Below are 14,510 nucleotides of genomic sequence, written 5' to 3' on the forward strand. Positions count from 1 at the left end.
ACAGTGATGCCCATGAATGATGTGACTTCTGCGAAGAGCGCCCGCCGCCGGCCCCACCACTGGCGGCGGGATCTCGTGGAGCTGGCCGCCCTGTTCACCGCCGTCGCCGTCGCCGACGCGGTGGCCAACACCGTCGCGCACGGCCCCGACGGTCCGTACCTGCTCGTCTTCTCGGCGGTCGCCCTGGTCGCCACCGCGGCGTTCCACACCTGGTGGGCACGCCGCCACAGCCATGCGCCGCCCGCCGGGGCGGAAAGCGATACCGGCGGCACCGCGACCGCGGCCACGGCCGCCGGGGCGGTCGCGGTGCGGCCGGCCGACGGTACGCCGCCCGTCGCCGACCCGGCCGCGACGGCGCTGTGGCGCATGCGCACCACCGTGCGCGACGCGCCGGGCAGCCTCGCCGCCCTGTGCACGGCGCTCGCCCACCTGCGGGTCGACATCCTCACCCTCCAGACGCACCCGCTGGCCGACGGCACGGTCGACGAGTTCCTGCTGCGCGCCCCCGCCTCGCTCCAGACGACGCAGCTCACCCGGGAGATCGCCGCGGCCGGCGGCGAGTCCACCTGGATCGAGCGGGCCGACGCGCACGACCTGGTCGACACCCCGGCACGGGTACTGGGCCTGGCCACCCGTACCGCGCTCGACGCCGCGGAACTTCCGCTGGCCCTGCGCCAGTTGCTCGGCCGGTGCACCATCCACTCCCTGCCGGCGGTCTCCCTGACGGGCCGCCCCACCGGTGAGACCGCCCCCGTCGAGGGAGCCCTGGAGGAGGGCGAGACGGTGATGCGCATGCGCGACCCGAACGGCGGAGTGATCAGCATCGAGCGGCCGTACCTGCCGTTCACGCCCACCGAGTTCGCCCGCGCCCGCGCGCTGGTCGAGCTCGACGCCCGCCTCGGTCCCCGCATCCCCCGCAGCCAGGACGTCCTCACGCTCCCCGAGGGCAACGAGATCACCGTCCGCCGCGCCGACCGGAGGGACCTGCGCGCCGCCCGGGCCATGCACGACCGGTGCTCCTCCCGCACCCTCGGGCTGCGCTACCACGGTCCCGTCGCCGACGCCGACCGCTACCTCGACCATCTGCTCAGCCCGCGCTTCGGACGCACACTCGCCGTCGAGACGGCGTCCGGCCGTCTCGTCGCCCTCGGCCACCTCCTGTGGGACGGCGACGAGACGGAGGTCGCCCTGCTCGTCGAGGACGACTGGCAGCGCCGAGGCATCGGTTCGGAGCTGCTGAGCCGCCTGGTGGGCCTGGCCGTCGAAGCCGGCTGCGAGAGCGTCTACGCGGTGACGCAGTCGTCCAACACCGGCATGGTCGCGGCCATGCGCGCCCTCAACCTGCCCCTGGACTACCAGATCGAGGAGGGCACCCTGGTGATCACCGCTCGGCTGAGCGGGGTTCCCGCCCACCGTGGCGATCACCACTCGGACCAGCACCCCGACAAGCACCGGGACCGGCACTCGGACCAGCACTCGGACCAGCACTCCGGCCGCCGCTAGGACCGCCGGCCGGACGGCCGTGCCGGCGCACGTCCCCCCGGCCGCCGTTCAGGGCGCCGACGGGCCCGGCGCTGAGCGCCTCCGTCAGGTCCCGCCACAGGTCCTCGACGTCCTCCAGGCCGACCGACATCCGCAGCAGCCGGTCACTGACGCCCGCCGCCCTCCGGTCCGTCTCGTCCACGATGCGGTGGCTGATGGAGGCCGGGTGCTGGATCAGGGTGTCCACGCTGCCGAGACTGACCGCCGGAGTGATGAGCCGCACTCCGGCGATCACGGCGTGCGGGTCCCCGTACACCTCGAACGAGACCATGGCGCCGCCGATCTCCGGGTAGTGCACCCGCGCGACGCGGGGATCGGCCGACAGCCGGCACGCCAGTTCGGCGGCGGACGTGGAGGCCGCACGCATCCGCACCGGCAGCGTGGACAGCCCCCGCAGCAGCAGGTAGCCGGCCATGGGATGCAGGATGCCTCCGGTGGCGAAACGCACCCGCCGCAGCAGACCGGCGAACTCCTCGTCGCACGCCACCACGCCGCCCATCACGTCGCCGTGCCCACCCAGGTACTTGGTGGCGCTGTGCAGCACGATCCGCGCGCCGTGCTCCACGGGCCGCTGGAGCACGGGCGTGGCGAAGGTGGAGTCGACGAGCAGCGGCACCGGGCCGCAGGCGTGCGCCACCGCCCGGATGTCGACCTCGGCGAGCGTGGGGTTGGCGGGCGTCTCGACCATCACCAGCCCGGTGTCGGGCCGGATCGCCGCGGCGATGCCCGCCGGGTCCGTCCAGGTCACCTCGGTGCCGAGCAGCCCGGAGGTGAGCAGGTGGTCGCTGCATCCGTACAGCGGACGCACCGCCACCACATGGCGCAGGCCCGCGCTCGCCCGGGCGAGCAGGACCGCGGTGAGGGCGGCCATGCCGCTGGCGAACGCCACCGCGCTCTGCGTGCCCTCCAGCCGGGCGAGCGCGGTCTCGAACCGGGCGGTGGTCGGGTTGTCGAGCCGGGCGTAGACCGGCGGCCCCTCCGGGCGGGCACCGGTGGCGGCGAACTCGTCGATCCGGGCGGCCTCGCCCCGGGTGTCGTACGAGGGGTAGGTGGTGGACAGGTCGAGGGGAGCGGCGTGCAGGCCGAGGGCGGCGAGGTCCTCGCGCCCGGCGTGCACGGCTTCGGTGGCCGGCGCCCGCGGGATGGAGCGGGTCGTGATCGAGGCGACGGAGTCGGTGTGATCGGCGCGATCCATGGCATCCATGGCGGCACTGTGAACACTGGCCGGAACATCCGGGGAAAACGCCGTGCTACGTTCGCCGCATGGCCGAATCTGTCGTACTGGACACGGTTGATCTGCACATCCTGCGCCTTTTGCAGAACGACGCCCGGACCACGTACCGCGAGCTAGCCGCCGAGGTGGGGGTCGCGCCCTCCACCTGCCTGGACCGGGTCGCGCGGTTGCGCCGCACCGGCGTCGTCCTGGGCCACCGGCTACGACTCGATCCGGCCAAACTCGGACGCGGCCTGGAAGCGCTCCTGCTGGTGCAAGTGCGCCCGCACCGGCGGGAGCTGATCGGCCCGTTCGTCGAACGGATCCGGGGCCTGCCGGAGTCCCGGGCCCTGTTCCATCTGACCGGTCCGGACGACTACCTGGTCCATGTGGCTGTGTCGGGACCCGCTGACCTGCAGCGACTCGTGCTGGACGAGTTCACCTCACGGCGTGAAGTGGCGCGCGTGGAGACGCGGTTGATCTTCCAGCAGTGGGAGTGCGGACCGCTTCTGCCGGCCGCCGCGAGCGCTCATGTGTCGGCCGACTGAGATCGGATGAGGGTGACGACGAGGCCCCTGGCATACCAGGATGGCCTCATGCCAGAGACCTCCAGCAGCGCTCTTCCCCGCCAGGTGGCCGACGCCTATGTCGACGCCCTCATCGCACTCGACCCGATCACCGGAACCTACCTGGGCGTCAGGGAAAGCGCCGGACTCCTTCCGGACCTCACACCCGCAGGCCAGGAGGAGCTCGCCGCGCTGGCCCGCGAGACCCTCGCGCGGCTCGACGAGGCCGAGCGCCGCCCCGGCGCGGACAGCGACGCCGAGCGGCGCTGCGGACGGCTGCTGCGCGAGCGCCTGACCGCCGAACTGGCCGTCCACGACGCCGGGGAGGGGTTGTGCGCGGTGAGCAACATCCACTCCCCCGCGCACAGTGTGCGGATGGTGTTCACCGTGATGCCCACCGAGACGGACGAGGACTGGTCGGCGGTCGCCGAGCGGCTGCGTGCCGTGCCGGCCGCGCTGAAGGGCTACCGGGCCTCGCTCGAACTGGGCCTGGAGCGGGGCATGCGGGGCGGTCCGCGGGCCACCGCCACGTTCATCGACCAGCTCACCGAGTGGACCGGCACCGACGGTGCGCGGGCCGGCTGGTTCGAGGACTTCGTGACCCCCGGGCCCGCCGCGCTGCGCGCGGAGCTGGACGCGGCGGCCGGAGGGGCCAACCGGGCGCTCGTCGAGCTGCGCGACTGGATGCGCGAGGTGTACGCGCCCGCGGTGCAGGACGCGCCGGACACGGTGGGCCGCGAGCGCTACGCCCGCTGGTCGCGCTACTACAACGGCACGGACTTCGACCTGGACGAGGCGTACGCGTACGGCTGGGACGAGTACCACCGCCTCCTCGGCGAGATGAGGACGGAGGCCGGGAAGATCCTGCCGGGCGCCGACCCCTGGGAGGCGCTCGCCCACCTCGACGAGCACGGCACGCACATCGAGGGCGTGGAGGAGGTACGGGTCTGGCTCCAGCGGCTGATGGACGAGGCCATCGAGGCGCTGGACGGCACCCACTTCGAACTGGCCGAGCGGGTACGGAAGGTGGAGTCGCGGATCGCCCCGCCGGGCGGCGCGGCGGCACCGTACTACACGGGCCCCTCGGAGGACTTCTCGCGTCCCGGCCGCACCTGGCTCCCGGTCGACGGCGAGACCCGCTTCCCGGTGTACGACCTGGTGACGACCTGGTACCACGAGGGTGTGCCCGGCCACCACCTGCAGATCGCGCAGTGGGCGCACGTGGCCGATCAGCTCTCCCGCTACCAGGCCACGATCGGCGGGGTCAGCGCCAACGCCGAGGGCTGGGCGCTGTACGCGGAGCGGCTCATGGACGAGCTGGGCTTCCTGCCCGACCCGGAGCGCCGGCTCGGCTACCTGGACGCCCAGATGATGCGCGCGTGCCGGGTGATCGTGGACATCGGCATGCACCTCCGGCTGGACATCCCGAAGCACTCGCCGTTCCACCCCGGTGAGCGGTGGACGCCGGAGCTCGCGCAGGAGTTCTTCCAGCGGCACAGCAGCAGGCCGCCCGCCTTCGTGCGGAGCGAGCTGACCCGTTACCTGTCGATGCCCGCGCAGGCCATCGGCTACAAGCTGGGCGAACGGGCCTGGCTGCTGGGCCGGGAGAACGCGCGCAAGGCGCACGGCGACGCCTTCGACGCGAAGAAGTGGCACATGGCCGCGCTGTCGCAGGGTCCGCTGGGCCTGGACGATCTGGTGGACGAGCTGTCGCGTCTGTGACCGTGCCACCGGGTCCCCGGCCCGCCGTCCCGGCCCGTCCCCGGCGGCGGTGCCGGGACCGTGCGGCGCGACAGAAGGCGGCGCTGCCCCGGCCGTCCGCCGGCCGCTGTCAGCAGCCGCAGTCGTCCGCGTCGACCGGGGCGGTCAGCGGGTCCGCGGCACGGCTCTCCGGTCCCTGCCAGGTCTCGTACGGGAAGCCCTCGCGCACCCAGTACTCGAAGCCTCCCAGCATCTCCTTGACCCGGTAGCCGAGTTCGGCGAGCGCGAGAGCCGCGCGCGTGGCGCCGTTGCAGCCCGGGCCCCAGCAGTACGTCACGACCGGCACGGACTTGTCGAGCAGCTCCTCGGCCTGCTCGGCGATGAGGGCGGTCGGCAGGTGCACGGCGCCCGGCACGTGGCCCTGGTCCCAGGACTCGGTGGAGCGGGAGTCCAGCACGACGAACCCCGGGTCACCGCCGGCCGCCAGGGCGGAGGCGACGTCGGAGACGTCCGCGTGGAAGGCGAGGGAGGCCGAGAAGTGGGCGGCCGCCGCGGCGGGCGAGGCCGGTGGCACGCGCAGGACGGGGTTGACCCGGGCGGGTGCCGCGCCGGTGGCACTGCCCGGGCCGGCCGCCGTGCCGGCGCCGTGGGCCGTGGTCGCGCTGACGCCGTAGGCCGTGGTCGCGCTGATGTCGTCGCTGGTGAGCGGTGTTGTCGTCATGGCAGAAAACCTACGGCCGGTGATCATTCCGGTGAAGTGAGGATCCCCGGAGCTCGCCTTGTACCACCGGGGAATCCCCTGCTATTCCTGCTCCATGACGGGATATTCACCGGACGCCACCGACTGGCGCATACTGGCGGCTCTCCAGGACCAGGGCCGGGCCACGTTCGCGGAGCTGGCCCGCGCCGTGTCCATGTCCGCCAGCGCCGTCACCGAGCGGGTCCGCAGACTGGAGGAGGCCGGGGTGATCGCCGGCTACACGGCGGTGGTCGACCCGGAGCGCCTCGGTCTGCCCATCCTGGCCTTCGTGCGGCTCCGCTACCCCCACGGCAACTACAAACCGTTCCACGACCTGCTGGAGGCGACACCGGAGATCCTGGAGGCCCACCATGTGACGGGTGACGACTGCTTCGTCCTGAAGGTCGCCGCCCGCTCGATGGGGCATCTGGAGGAGGTGTCGGGGAAGATCGGCGCGCTGGGGTCGGTGACGACCAGCGTCGTGTACTCGTCCCCGCTGCGGCGCCGCTCCATCAGCCGCTGAGCCCGCTCCCCCCGGTGTGCAGCCTCACCCGGGAGCCGCCGCGGTCCTTGACGACCTCCAGCTGGACCGGGATGCGGCGGCGCAGGTCGCCGACGTGGCTGACGATGCCGACACTGCGGTCCCTCTCGCGCAGGGAGTCCAGTACGTCCAGCACCTCGTCCAGGGTCTGGTCGTCGAGGCTGCCGAAGCCCTCGTCGATGAAGAGGGTGTCGAGCCGGACGCCGCCGGCCTCGTCGGTGACGACGTCGGCCAGGCCCAGCGCCAGGGCGAGCGACGCGAAGAACGTCTCACCGCCGGACAGGGTGGCCGTGTCGCGTTCGCGTCCCGTCCAGGCGTCCACCACGTGCAGGCCGAGACCGGACCGCTTGGCGCCCGCGCGCGTGTCGGAGTGGACGAGGGTGTAGCGGCCGGAGGACATCCGCTGGAGGCGCGTGGTGGCGGCCGCCGCCACCTGTTCGAGCCGGGCCGCGAGCACATAGGACTCCAGCCGCATCCTGCGTTCGTTCTCCGCGGAGGTGCCGGCGGTCAGACCGGCCAGCCGGGCGGTCCGGTCGTACTCGTCCCGCAGCGGTCCCAGCCGGCGGACCTCGGCGTCCGCCTCGCGGGACAGCCGGGCGAGTTCCGCACACCGGTCCCGTTGGGCGGCGAGCGCGTTAGCGGCGTCGCGCAGGGCCCGGTCGGCGCCGGCCAGCGCGGCCTGTGCGGCAGCCGGGTCCGCGGGCGGCCGCTCGGCCGCGCTCCGGGTGTCCGGCTCGGCGAGCCGGTCGGCGACCGCGGCGGCCTCGGCCTGCCAGTCGTCCAGCCGGTGCTGCAGCTCGCGCTGCTCGGCGTCGTCGAGCAGCGCGGCCGCCGCCGCGGCCGGGGTGTCGAAACCGGCCCGGAACGCCGCGTCCGCGAGCCGGTCGTCGGCCTCCTTCAGGCGCCGGGCGGTGTCCTCGACGGTCCGTACGGCCTCGGCGGCGTCGGCGAGGCGGGCGATCCGGCGCTCCAGCAGCGTGGCGTGCTCGGCGACGCCGCGGGTGGCGTCACCACCGCGCACGCGGTCGAGCTCGGCCTCGATGCCGGCCTGCTCCCGGTCGAGGGCCTCCCGCTGCGAGGTGCGGGCGGCGGCGCGGCGCTCCGCCTCCCTGCGCGCGTCGAGCCTCCGCCGGTGCTCCCCCTCGGCGCGGTCGAGCGCCTCGCGCGCCGCGTGCGTGTCCCCGGCCAGGGCGCGGGCCTCGTCGTACGCGCGCTCCAGCTGCCGGACGGCCTCGGCGAGTGCGGTCACGGCGGGCGGGCCGGCCGCTTCGGGCGCGGCTGCCGCGCGGCCGGCAGCCGCGGCTTCCGCGCCGGCGTCGGTGTGGGCGGCCGAGGCTTCCGCGCGGGCGGCCGTCAGCGCCTCGCGTATCACGGCGAGTTCACGCTCGGCGGCCGAGCGGGCCTGGTCCGCGCGTGTGTGGGCCTCGTAGGCGGCGTCCTCGGTCGCCCGGTCGACGTGGTGCGCGTCGGCGCGGGCGGGCAGCGGGTGGTCGGCGGAGCCGCACACCGCGCACGGGGCGCCCTCGACGAGCTCCGCCGCGAGTTCGGCGGCGATGCCGAGCAGGCGGCGCTCGCGCAGGTCGAGCCATGTTTCGTGGGCCGTGTTGGCCGCCTCGCGGGCGGCCGCCAGGCGTGCTTCGGCGGCGGCCGCGTCCTGTTCGAGCGCATCGCGGCGGCGGGCGGCGGCGAGGCGGCGGCGCGCCGGTTCGAGACGGCCCGCGAGGTGCTCGGCGCGGGTGGCGGCTTCCTGGGCGGCGTCGATGCGGTCCAGCAGGGCGCGGCGGGTGGTGTCCCAGCCGGCGAGCCAGCCGGCCGTCTCCTGGAGGGTCTCCTCGTCGGCACGGGCCTGGCGTTCCAGGTCGTCGCGCTCGCGGGCGATCTCGGCGCCGCGTCGCTCGGCCCGGCGCGCGGCCTCCAGACCGCCGAGGTCCTGCCGCAGGCGCCGTTCGAGCGTCGCGAGCTGCTCGGCGCCCGCGTCGGTGAGCTCCGGCGGCAGGCCGGCCGCGACGCGTCGGTGCGCGGCGAGCGCCGTGCGGTGGGCGCGCTCGGCTTCGTCGCGCAGGCCGAGCGGCCCGGCGACCCGTTCGGCCTTGCGGGCCCGCTCGAGCCGGGCCTGCCAGGTGTCGCGCTCACCGCGCCGCTCGTCGAGTTCCCCGGCGCGCCGCCGGGCGTCCGCGTACCGCCGCTGCCGTGCGGCGAGCTCCCGCTCGTCGTCCAGGGCGCGCCGCGCCGCGGCCTGCCGGCTCTCCGCCGCGGCGAGCGCGGAGGCGGCGATGTCGCGTGCCTCTCGGGCACCCGAGCGGGCGACGGCCGCCCAGGCCAGGACGGTGTCGGCGAGTCCCGGGTCCCCGGGCCTGCCGTCCGGCGCGGGGAAGTCGCCGGCGGCCGTGCCCGCCGCCTGCGCCATCCGGTGCGCGAGGCGCAGCAGCCGTTCGTCCCCCTCCCGCACCTGCTGTTCGGCGGTGCGCCGGAGGTCGGCGAAGTGCTGCTCCACCGCGAGGAAGCGCCGGGTGTCGAAGAGCCGGCCGAGCAGTTTGGCGCGCGCCTCGGCATCGGCGCGCAGGAACCGCGCGAAGTCGCCCTGCGGCAGCAGCACCACCTGGCAGAACTGCTCGCGGCTCATGCCGACGAGCTGGGTGATCTCCTCGCCGATCTCCTGGTGGGACCGGCTCAGCGCCTGCCAGGCGGCGCGCTCCGCGTCGTACTCGCGCAGCCAGGACTGGGCCTTGTCCTTGGTGAAGCCCGAGCCGCGCTTCTTGGGCCGGAGCTGCTCCGGGCGTCGGGTGATCTCCAGCCGCCGTCCGGCGACGGTGAGGTCGAGCACGACCTCGGTGGCGGTCGTTCCGGGGGCGTGGTCGCTGCGCAGGGTGGTGCCCGGGCTCTGCCGGGCACCGGGGACCGCCCCGTACAGCGCGTAGCAGACGGCGTCGAGGACGGAGGTCTTGCCCGCGCCGGTCGGTCCGTGGAGCAGGAACAGGCCGGCCTGCGACAGCGCGTCGAAGTCGATGGTCTGGGTGGTTCCGAAGGGGCCGAAGCCGGTGATGTCGAGCCGGTGCAGCCTCATGCGGTCACCTCGCGCCGCTCCATGTCCACCCGTACGTCCTCGAAGGCGCGGTGCAGCGCCGCGCGTTCCGGTCCGTCGGGGCCGGCGCCGCCGCGCACGTGGGCGACGAAGTCCTCGGCGATCTGCTGATCACTGCGTCCGCGCAGGCGCTGCGCGTACGAGGCGGCGGGCCCGTCGTCGGTCCGGTCCGGGTCGAGGACGAGGCTCAGGGTGTGCGGGAAGCGCTCGGTGAGCCGCGCCATGGGCTCGGGCGGCCGGACGGGGTCGGTCAGGGTGGCCTCGACCCAGGACTCCTCGTGCCGGGCGAGCTCCGGGTCGCCGAGCAGGTCCTCGAGCCGGCCGCGGATGCGGGCGAGGGGCCGCGGCACCGGGCAGTCGATCCGCTCGGCGTTGATCTCCCCGCCGGGGCCGAGGTCGACGAGCCACATGGTCTTGCGGTGGCCGGCTTCGGAGAAGGAGTAGGCCAGGGGCGAGCCCGAGTACCGCACCCGTGCGGTGATCGTCTGGCTGCCGTGCAGGTGCCCGAGGGCGACGTAGTCGACGCCGTCGAAGACGCCGGCGGGGACGGCGGCCACTCCGCCGACGGTGATGTCGCGCTCGCTGTCGCTGGGTTCGCCGCCCGCGACGAAGGCGTGGGCGAGGACGACCGAGCGGGTGCCGGCCGGGCGTCCGGCGAGGTCCGCGCGGACGCGGTCCATGGCGGCGGACAGGACGGATTCGTGCCCGGCCTTCTTGGTGCCGAACTCGTCCCGGACCAGGGCGGGTTCGAGGTAGGGCAGGCCGTACAGGGCGACGTCGCCGTGCTCGTCGGCCAGCAGGACCGGGGTGCCGACGCCGGCGGGGTCGGTCCGCAGGTGTATCCCGGCCCGCTCGATGAGTCCCGCACCGACGCCGAGCCGGCGCCCCGAGTCGTGGTTCCCGGAGATCATCACGGTGGGTACGCCGGCTTCGGCAAGCCGGTGCAGCGCCGTGTCGAACAGTTCCACGGCGGGCAGCGGCGGCACCGCCCGGTCGTAGACGTCCCCTGCCACCAGCACGGCGTCCACGTCGTGCTCGCGCACCGCGGCCACCAGGTGGTCGAGGAACGCGGCCTGGGCGTCGAGCAGGCCGACGCGGTGGAACGACCGTCCCAGGTGCCAGTCCGACGTATGCAGGAGTCTCATGATCCCCGAGATTAACGGTGGGGTCCGACAGCGCGGGCGGCTTCAGCCGTCTCCGTACGCCTCGCCGCCCAGTTCCAGTGCGGCGGTCCCGGCCGTCGCATCCGCCAGCCAGAGGCGGAAGTTGTCGACGTCGGCGTCCGGCAGGCCGACCTCGATGGTGACGGCCTCGGCGTAACGCACGTCACGTACGGCCCGCCCGGTCGCCCGCAGGTCGTTCTCCAGCTTCCCGGCGCGCTGGTGGTCGACGGTGACGGTGGCGAGCCGGTAGCGGTGGCGCGTGACGGTGCCGAGCGCGTCGAGCGCTTCGCCCACGACGCCGCCGTAGGCCCGGATGAGTCCGCCTGCGCCGAGCTTGACGCCGCCGTAGTAGCGGGTCACCACAGCCGCGACATAACGGACTTCTCGCCGCAGGAGCATCTGGAGCATGGGCACACCGGCCGTGCCGCCCGGCTCGCCGTCGTCGCTGGCCTTCTGCACGGCGGCGTCGGCGCCGACGACGTACGCGAAGCAGTTGTGCGTGGCGGTCGGGTGCTCCCTGCGGATGCGCGCGACGAAGTCCTGCGCCTCCTGCTCGGTCGCGGCGGGCGCGAGTGCGCAGAGGAAGCGCGATCGGTTGATCTCGGTCTCGTGCACGCCCTCGCGGGCGACCGTCCGGTACTGCTCCTGCATCCCGCCACCTTATGCGCGGTCCGCCGGCGGGAAGGAATCGCGGGGAGCGGGGGTTGCGTACGCCGAGGGCCGTGCAAGGGCCGTCCAGAGGAGGCACAGCGTGCAGAGCGAGTACGAGAACGAGAACGAGACCGTTCGCAGGATCCTCACGGAGGCCGGGGACACCTGGGCGGTGGTGGGCCTGTCCGCCAACAGGTCGCGGGCGGCGTACGGCGTCGCGGCCGTGCTCCAGCGCTTCGGCAAGCGGATCGTGCCCGTCCACCCCAAGGCGGAGACCGTCCACGGGGAGCGGGGGTACGCGTCGCTGGCGGACATCCCCTTCCCCGTGGACGTCGTGGACGTCTTCGTCAACAGCGAGCTGGCGGGAGGCATCGCCGACGAAGCGGTCGCCAAGGGAGCCGAGGCGGTCTGGTTCCAGCTCGGGGTGATCGACGAGGCGGCCTTCGCGCGCACGCGCGCCGCGGGTCTGGACATGGTGATGGACCGCTGCCCCGCCATCGAGATCCCGAAGCTCAGCTGACCGCGGCGGCCGATCCGAGGCCGTCCAGGACCACCGCGCCCGGCAGTCCGGCGAGAGCCGCGCCGGGGACGATGAGCCTGTCCCGGCGGCGGCCGCTGCCGATCAGCACGCACTCCCGGTCCACGACCGCGGCGTCGAACAGCTGCGGCCGGCCGCCGGGCTGCCCGACCGGCGTGATGCCGCCGTACTCCATGCCGGCCGGCCGTCCCGGCGTGCGGTCGGGCGCCCGGCCCGGGCCGCGACAGCCGGCCCCGGTCCCCGCAGGCGGCGCCGGGGGTCAGCGGGCGGTGCCGGGTGTCAGCGGGCGGGCGGGATGGAGACCGCCATCGTCATTCCGACCGGCTCGTCCCCGTCGTTGCGGTAGGCGTGCGGGACGTTCGACTCGAAGACCACGGAGTTTCCGGCCGGCACCTGGTGGGCGACGCCGTCCACGACCAGGGTGAGCTCCCCCGCGGTGACGTGGAGCAGCTCGGTCGTGCCGTCGGGGTGCGGGTCGGAGGCGTGGGCGTCCCCCGGCATCAGGGTCCACGACCACAGCTCCAGCGGCCCGCGCGCCTCGGTGCCGACCAGCAGGGTGGTGTGGCTGCCCTTGTCCGTGGACCACATGCGGACGGCCTGCTCCTCGGGGACGATCCGCACGTGCCCGCCCTGTTCGTAGTCGAGCAGCGTGGTGATGGAGACGCCGAGCGCGTCGGCGAGCTTCACGGTGGTTCCGACGCTCGGGTTCGTCCGGGCCTGCTCGATCTGGATGATCATGCCGCGGCTCACCCCGGCGCGTGCCGCGAGCGCGTCGAGCGTGAAGCCCCGCTCCCCTCGCCAGCGCTTGAGGTTGCGGGCGAGGGACTGGGTGAGCTGATCGAGGTCCGACACATTCCGTCCAATATTCTGGATGACAGAGTTCAATGGACTGCACTACGGTGGACTGCACCCCATTGTCCATCGCACTGTACTGCGCGCATCGCGAGCCGAGGATCCCATGACAGCACTGTTCGCCCTGGCCACCAGCCTCCTGTGGGGGCTGGCCGACTTCGGTGGCGGGCTGCTCACGCGGCGCATGCCCGCCCTGACCGTGGTCGTCGCCTCCCAGACCATCGCCGTGGCGGTGCTCGGCGCCGCCGTCGTCGCCACCGGCGGCTGGAGCGAGGCAGGGCCGCGGCTCTGGTACGCGGTGGCGGCCGGGGCCGTGGGGCCGGTGGCCATGCTCGCCTTCTACAAGGCACTGGCGCTCGGACCGATGGGCGTGGTCTCACCGCTCGGCTCGCTCGGGGTGGTCGTGCCCGTCTCGGTCGGCCTGCTGGTCGGGGACCGGCCGGGGCTGCTGCAGTTCGCCGGGATCGGCGTGGCCGTCGCGGGCGTGGTGCTGGCGGGTGGTCCGGAGCTGCGCGGCGCCCCGGTGCAGCGACAGGCGGTCCTGTTGACGCTGGTGGCGGCGTTCGGCTTCGGCTCGGTGATGGCGCTGATCTCGGAGGCGTCCGCCACGCTCACCGGCCTGTTCCTCGCGCTGTTCGTCCAGCGCGTCACCAATGTCGTGGTCGGCGGTGCGGCCCTGTACGCGTCGGTGAGGCGGGGCGGGCGGGCGCTGCCGGAGGACGGCGGGATGCGCGTGCTCCTCGGCGCGCTGCCCGCGCTCGCGTTCGTCGGGCTGGCGGACGTCGCCGCGAACGGCACGTACGCGCTGGCCGCGCAGAGCGGACCCGTCACCGTGGCCGCCGTCCTGGCGAGCCTCTACCCGGTGGTCACGGCGCTCGCCGCGCGGGGCGTCCTCAAGGAGCGGCTGCGGGCCGTACAGGCGGCGGGTGCGGGACTGGCACTGGTGGGCACGGTCCTGCTGGCCACGGGCTGACCCGGGCGGGCCGGTCCCCCGATGCGGCCACGCCCGCCGGGGGCCGCGGGCGCCCCGGTCAACGGGAACCCGGCCCCGCGGGCGGCCGGTCAGCGGCTGATCTCGCTCTCGTCGAGGTCTGCGAGCGCCAGCAGCTGCTCGGGCGTGACACCCTGCGGGACGGGCACCGGCGCAGGTGTGCGCAGCGGCGGCTGCCAGCCGTTGACGGCGTCCCAGCTGCGGACGACGCGGGCCGGCGCGCCGGCCACCACCGCGTGGTCGGGCACCTCGCCGCGCACGACGGCCCCGGCTGCGACCACCACGTTCCGCCCGAGCCGGGCACCGGGCAGGATCACGGCGCCCGTGCCGAGCCAGCACCCCGGGCCGATCTCCACCGGCTCGCTGCGCGGCCACTGGCGGCCGACCGGCTCGTGCGGATCGTCGTAACTGTGGTTCGTGGAGGTGATGTAGACGTACGGGCCGCAGAAGGTGTCGGCGCCGATGGTCACCCGGCCGTCGGCGATGACGTGGCTGCCGCGCCCGAGGACGACGCCGTTGCCGAGGACGAGGACGGGCTCGGGCCCCAGGTCGAGGCCGGGCATCATGCCGGCGGTGAGGGTCACCTGCTCCGCGATGATGCAGTGCTCGCCGATGTCGATCCAGCCCTCGCCGAAGACGGTGCCCTGCGGGAAGGCGAGCCGGGTGCCCGCACCGAGCGTGCGGAACCTGAGCCTGCCGGGGCGTTCGGGGGTGACGGCCCCCGTCTCCTGCACCCACCGCCAGCCGCTCTGCACGGCCCGCGTGAGCACCCGGCGCCGCCAGGCGGCCAGCGATGAGAACGTGTTTCTGTTCTTCGGCACCCGCTCACGGTAATGGGCCGGGCCGCGGCGGACCGGCGCGCCGGCCTGTGATGTTCGCCCCACCGTCGGCGTGGCCGGGGCCGTCGCTTACGGTTCCCCTGGCGCGACGG

General features: G+C 74.4%; 12 protein-coding genes and 2 pseudogenes. 6 read left to right on the forward strand and 8 right to left on the reverse strand.

Going from position 1 to position 14,510, the window contains the following annotated elements:
- Positions 1–12: 12 nt before the first annotated feature.
- Positions 13–1,416 (forward strand): annotated as a pseudogene (locus IH00_RS0108955) (GNAT family N-acetyltransferase); the annotation flags it as partial.
- On the opposite strand, the gene IH00_RS43930 reads toward IH00_RS0108955, so the two are convergent.
- Entirely contained in the window at positions 1,382–2,737 is a 1,356-nt protein-coding gene (locus tag IH00_RS43930; RefSeq protein WP_052411283.1) for a trans-sulfuration enzyme family protein, read from the reverse strand. The pseudogene IH00_RS0108955 and the gene IH00_RS43930 sit on opposite strands and share 35 nt — an antisense overlap.
- Before the next feature lie 68 nt (positions 2,738–2,805).
- On the opposite strand from IH00_RS43930, the gene IH00_RS0108965 reads away from it, so the two are divergent.
- Positions 2,806–3,303 (forward strand): Lrp/AsnC family transcriptional regulator, encoded by a 498-nt coding sequence (locus IH00_RS0108965; protein WP_031071418.1) that lies wholly within the window; start codon positions 2,806–2,808, stop codon positions 3,301–3,303.
- Positions 3,304–3,351: 48 nt separating this feature from the next.
- Positions 3,352–5,043 carry a DUF885 domain-containing protein gene (locus IH00_RS0108970; protein WP_031071419.1) on the forward strand — a complete coding sequence of 564 codons (1,692 nt, stop codon included), beginning with the start codon at positions 3,352–3,354 and terminating at the stop codon, positions 5,041–5,043.
- 109 nt (positions 5,044–5,152) lie between these two features.
- Here IH00_RS0108970 and IH00_RS0108975 read toward each other — a convergent pair whose 3' ends face one another.
- Positions 5,153–5,743 carry a rhodanese-like domain-containing protein gene (locus tag IH00_RS0108975; RefSeq protein WP_078887639.1) on the reverse strand — a complete coding sequence of 197 codons (591 nt, stop codon included), beginning with the start codon at positions 5,741–5,743 and terminating at the stop codon, positions 5,153–5,155.
- Positions 5,744–5,837: 94 nt separating this feature from the next.
- On the opposite strand from IH00_RS0108975, the gene IH00_RS0108980 reads away from it, so the two are divergent.
- A complete protein-coding gene (locus IH00_RS0108980; protein WP_031071422.1) occupies positions 5,838–6,284 on the forward strand; it encodes an Lrp/AsnC family transcriptional regulator in 447 nt (148 codons plus the stop codon).
- Here the strand turns inward: IH00_RS0108980 and IH00_RS0108985 are convergent.
- The 3 genes from IH00_RS0108985 to IH00_RS0108995 are packed head-to-tail and all read right to left on the reverse strand — an operon-like array spanning position 6,274 to position 11,198.
- Positions 6,274–9,366: an AAA family ATPase gene (locus tag IH00_RS0108985; protein WP_031071423.1), complete on the reverse strand. Its 3,093-nt coding sequence runs from the start codon at positions 9,364–9,366 to the stop codon at positions 6,274–6,276. The two genes, IH00_RS0108980 and IH00_RS0108985, sit on opposite strands and share 11 nt — an antisense overlap.
- Positions 9,363–10,529: an exonuclease SbcCD subunit D gene (locus IH00_RS0108990; RefSeq protein WP_031071424.1), complete on the reverse strand. Its 1,167-nt coding sequence runs from the start codon at positions 10,527–10,529 to the stop codon at positions 9,363–9,365. The genes IH00_RS0108985 and IH00_RS0108990 overlap by 4 nt, the downstream gene beginning before the upstream one ends.
- Positions 10,530–10,571: 42 nt before the next feature.
- Complete coding sequence (locus tag IH00_RS0108995; protein ID WP_031071425.1) at positions 10,572–11,198, reverse strand: YigZ family protein; 627 nt, start codon at positions 11,196–11,198, stop codon at positions 10,572–10,574.
- Positions 11,199–11,298: 100 nt separating this feature from the next.
- Between IH00_RS0108995 and IH00_RS0109000 the strand changes: the two genes are divergently transcribed.
- A complete protein-coding gene (locus tag IH00_RS0109000; protein WP_031071426.1) occupies positions 11,299–11,718 on the forward strand; it encodes a CoA-binding protein in 420 nt (139 codons plus the stop codon).
- Here IH00_RS0109000 and IH00_RS0109005 read toward each other — a convergent pair.
- Positions 11,711–11,917, reverse strand: a pseudogene (locus tag IH00_RS0109005) (hypothetical protein); the annotation flags it as partial. The gene IH00_RS0109000 and the pseudogene IH00_RS0109005 overlap by 8 nt on opposite strands.
- Positions 11,918–12,015: 98 nt before the next feature.
- Positions 12,016–12,588 carry a helix-turn-helix domain-containing protein gene (locus IH00_RS0109010; protein ID WP_031071432.1) on the reverse strand — a complete coding sequence of 191 codons (573 nt, stop codon included), beginning with the start codon at positions 12,586–12,588 and terminating at the stop codon, positions 12,016–12,018.
- A gap of 106 nt (positions 12,589–12,694) precedes the next feature.
- On the opposite strand from IH00_RS0109010, the gene IH00_RS0109015 reads away from it, so the two are divergent.
- Positions 12,695–13,561 (forward strand): DMT family transporter, encoded by an 867-nt coding sequence (locus IH00_RS0109015; protein WP_031071433.1) that lies wholly within the window; start codon positions 12,695–12,697, stop codon positions 13,559–13,561.
- 89 nt (positions 13,562–13,650) lie between these two features.
- Here the strand turns inward: IH00_RS0109015 and IH00_RS0109020 are convergent, their stop codons facing one another.
- The gene (locus IH00_RS0109020) at positions 13,651–14,400 is read right to left on the reverse strand and encodes an acyltransferase (RefSeq protein WP_031071434.1); all 750 of its coding nucleotides are present in this window, start codon (positions 14,398–14,400) and stop codon (positions 13,651–13,653) included.
- Between the last annotated feature and the right edge of the window lie 110 nt (positions 14,401–14,510).

This window comes from Streptomyces sp. NRRL S-118 (assembly GCF_000716335.1).
Lineage (GTDB): Bacteria > Actinomycetota > Actinomycetes > Streptomycetales > Streptomycetaceae > Streptomyces.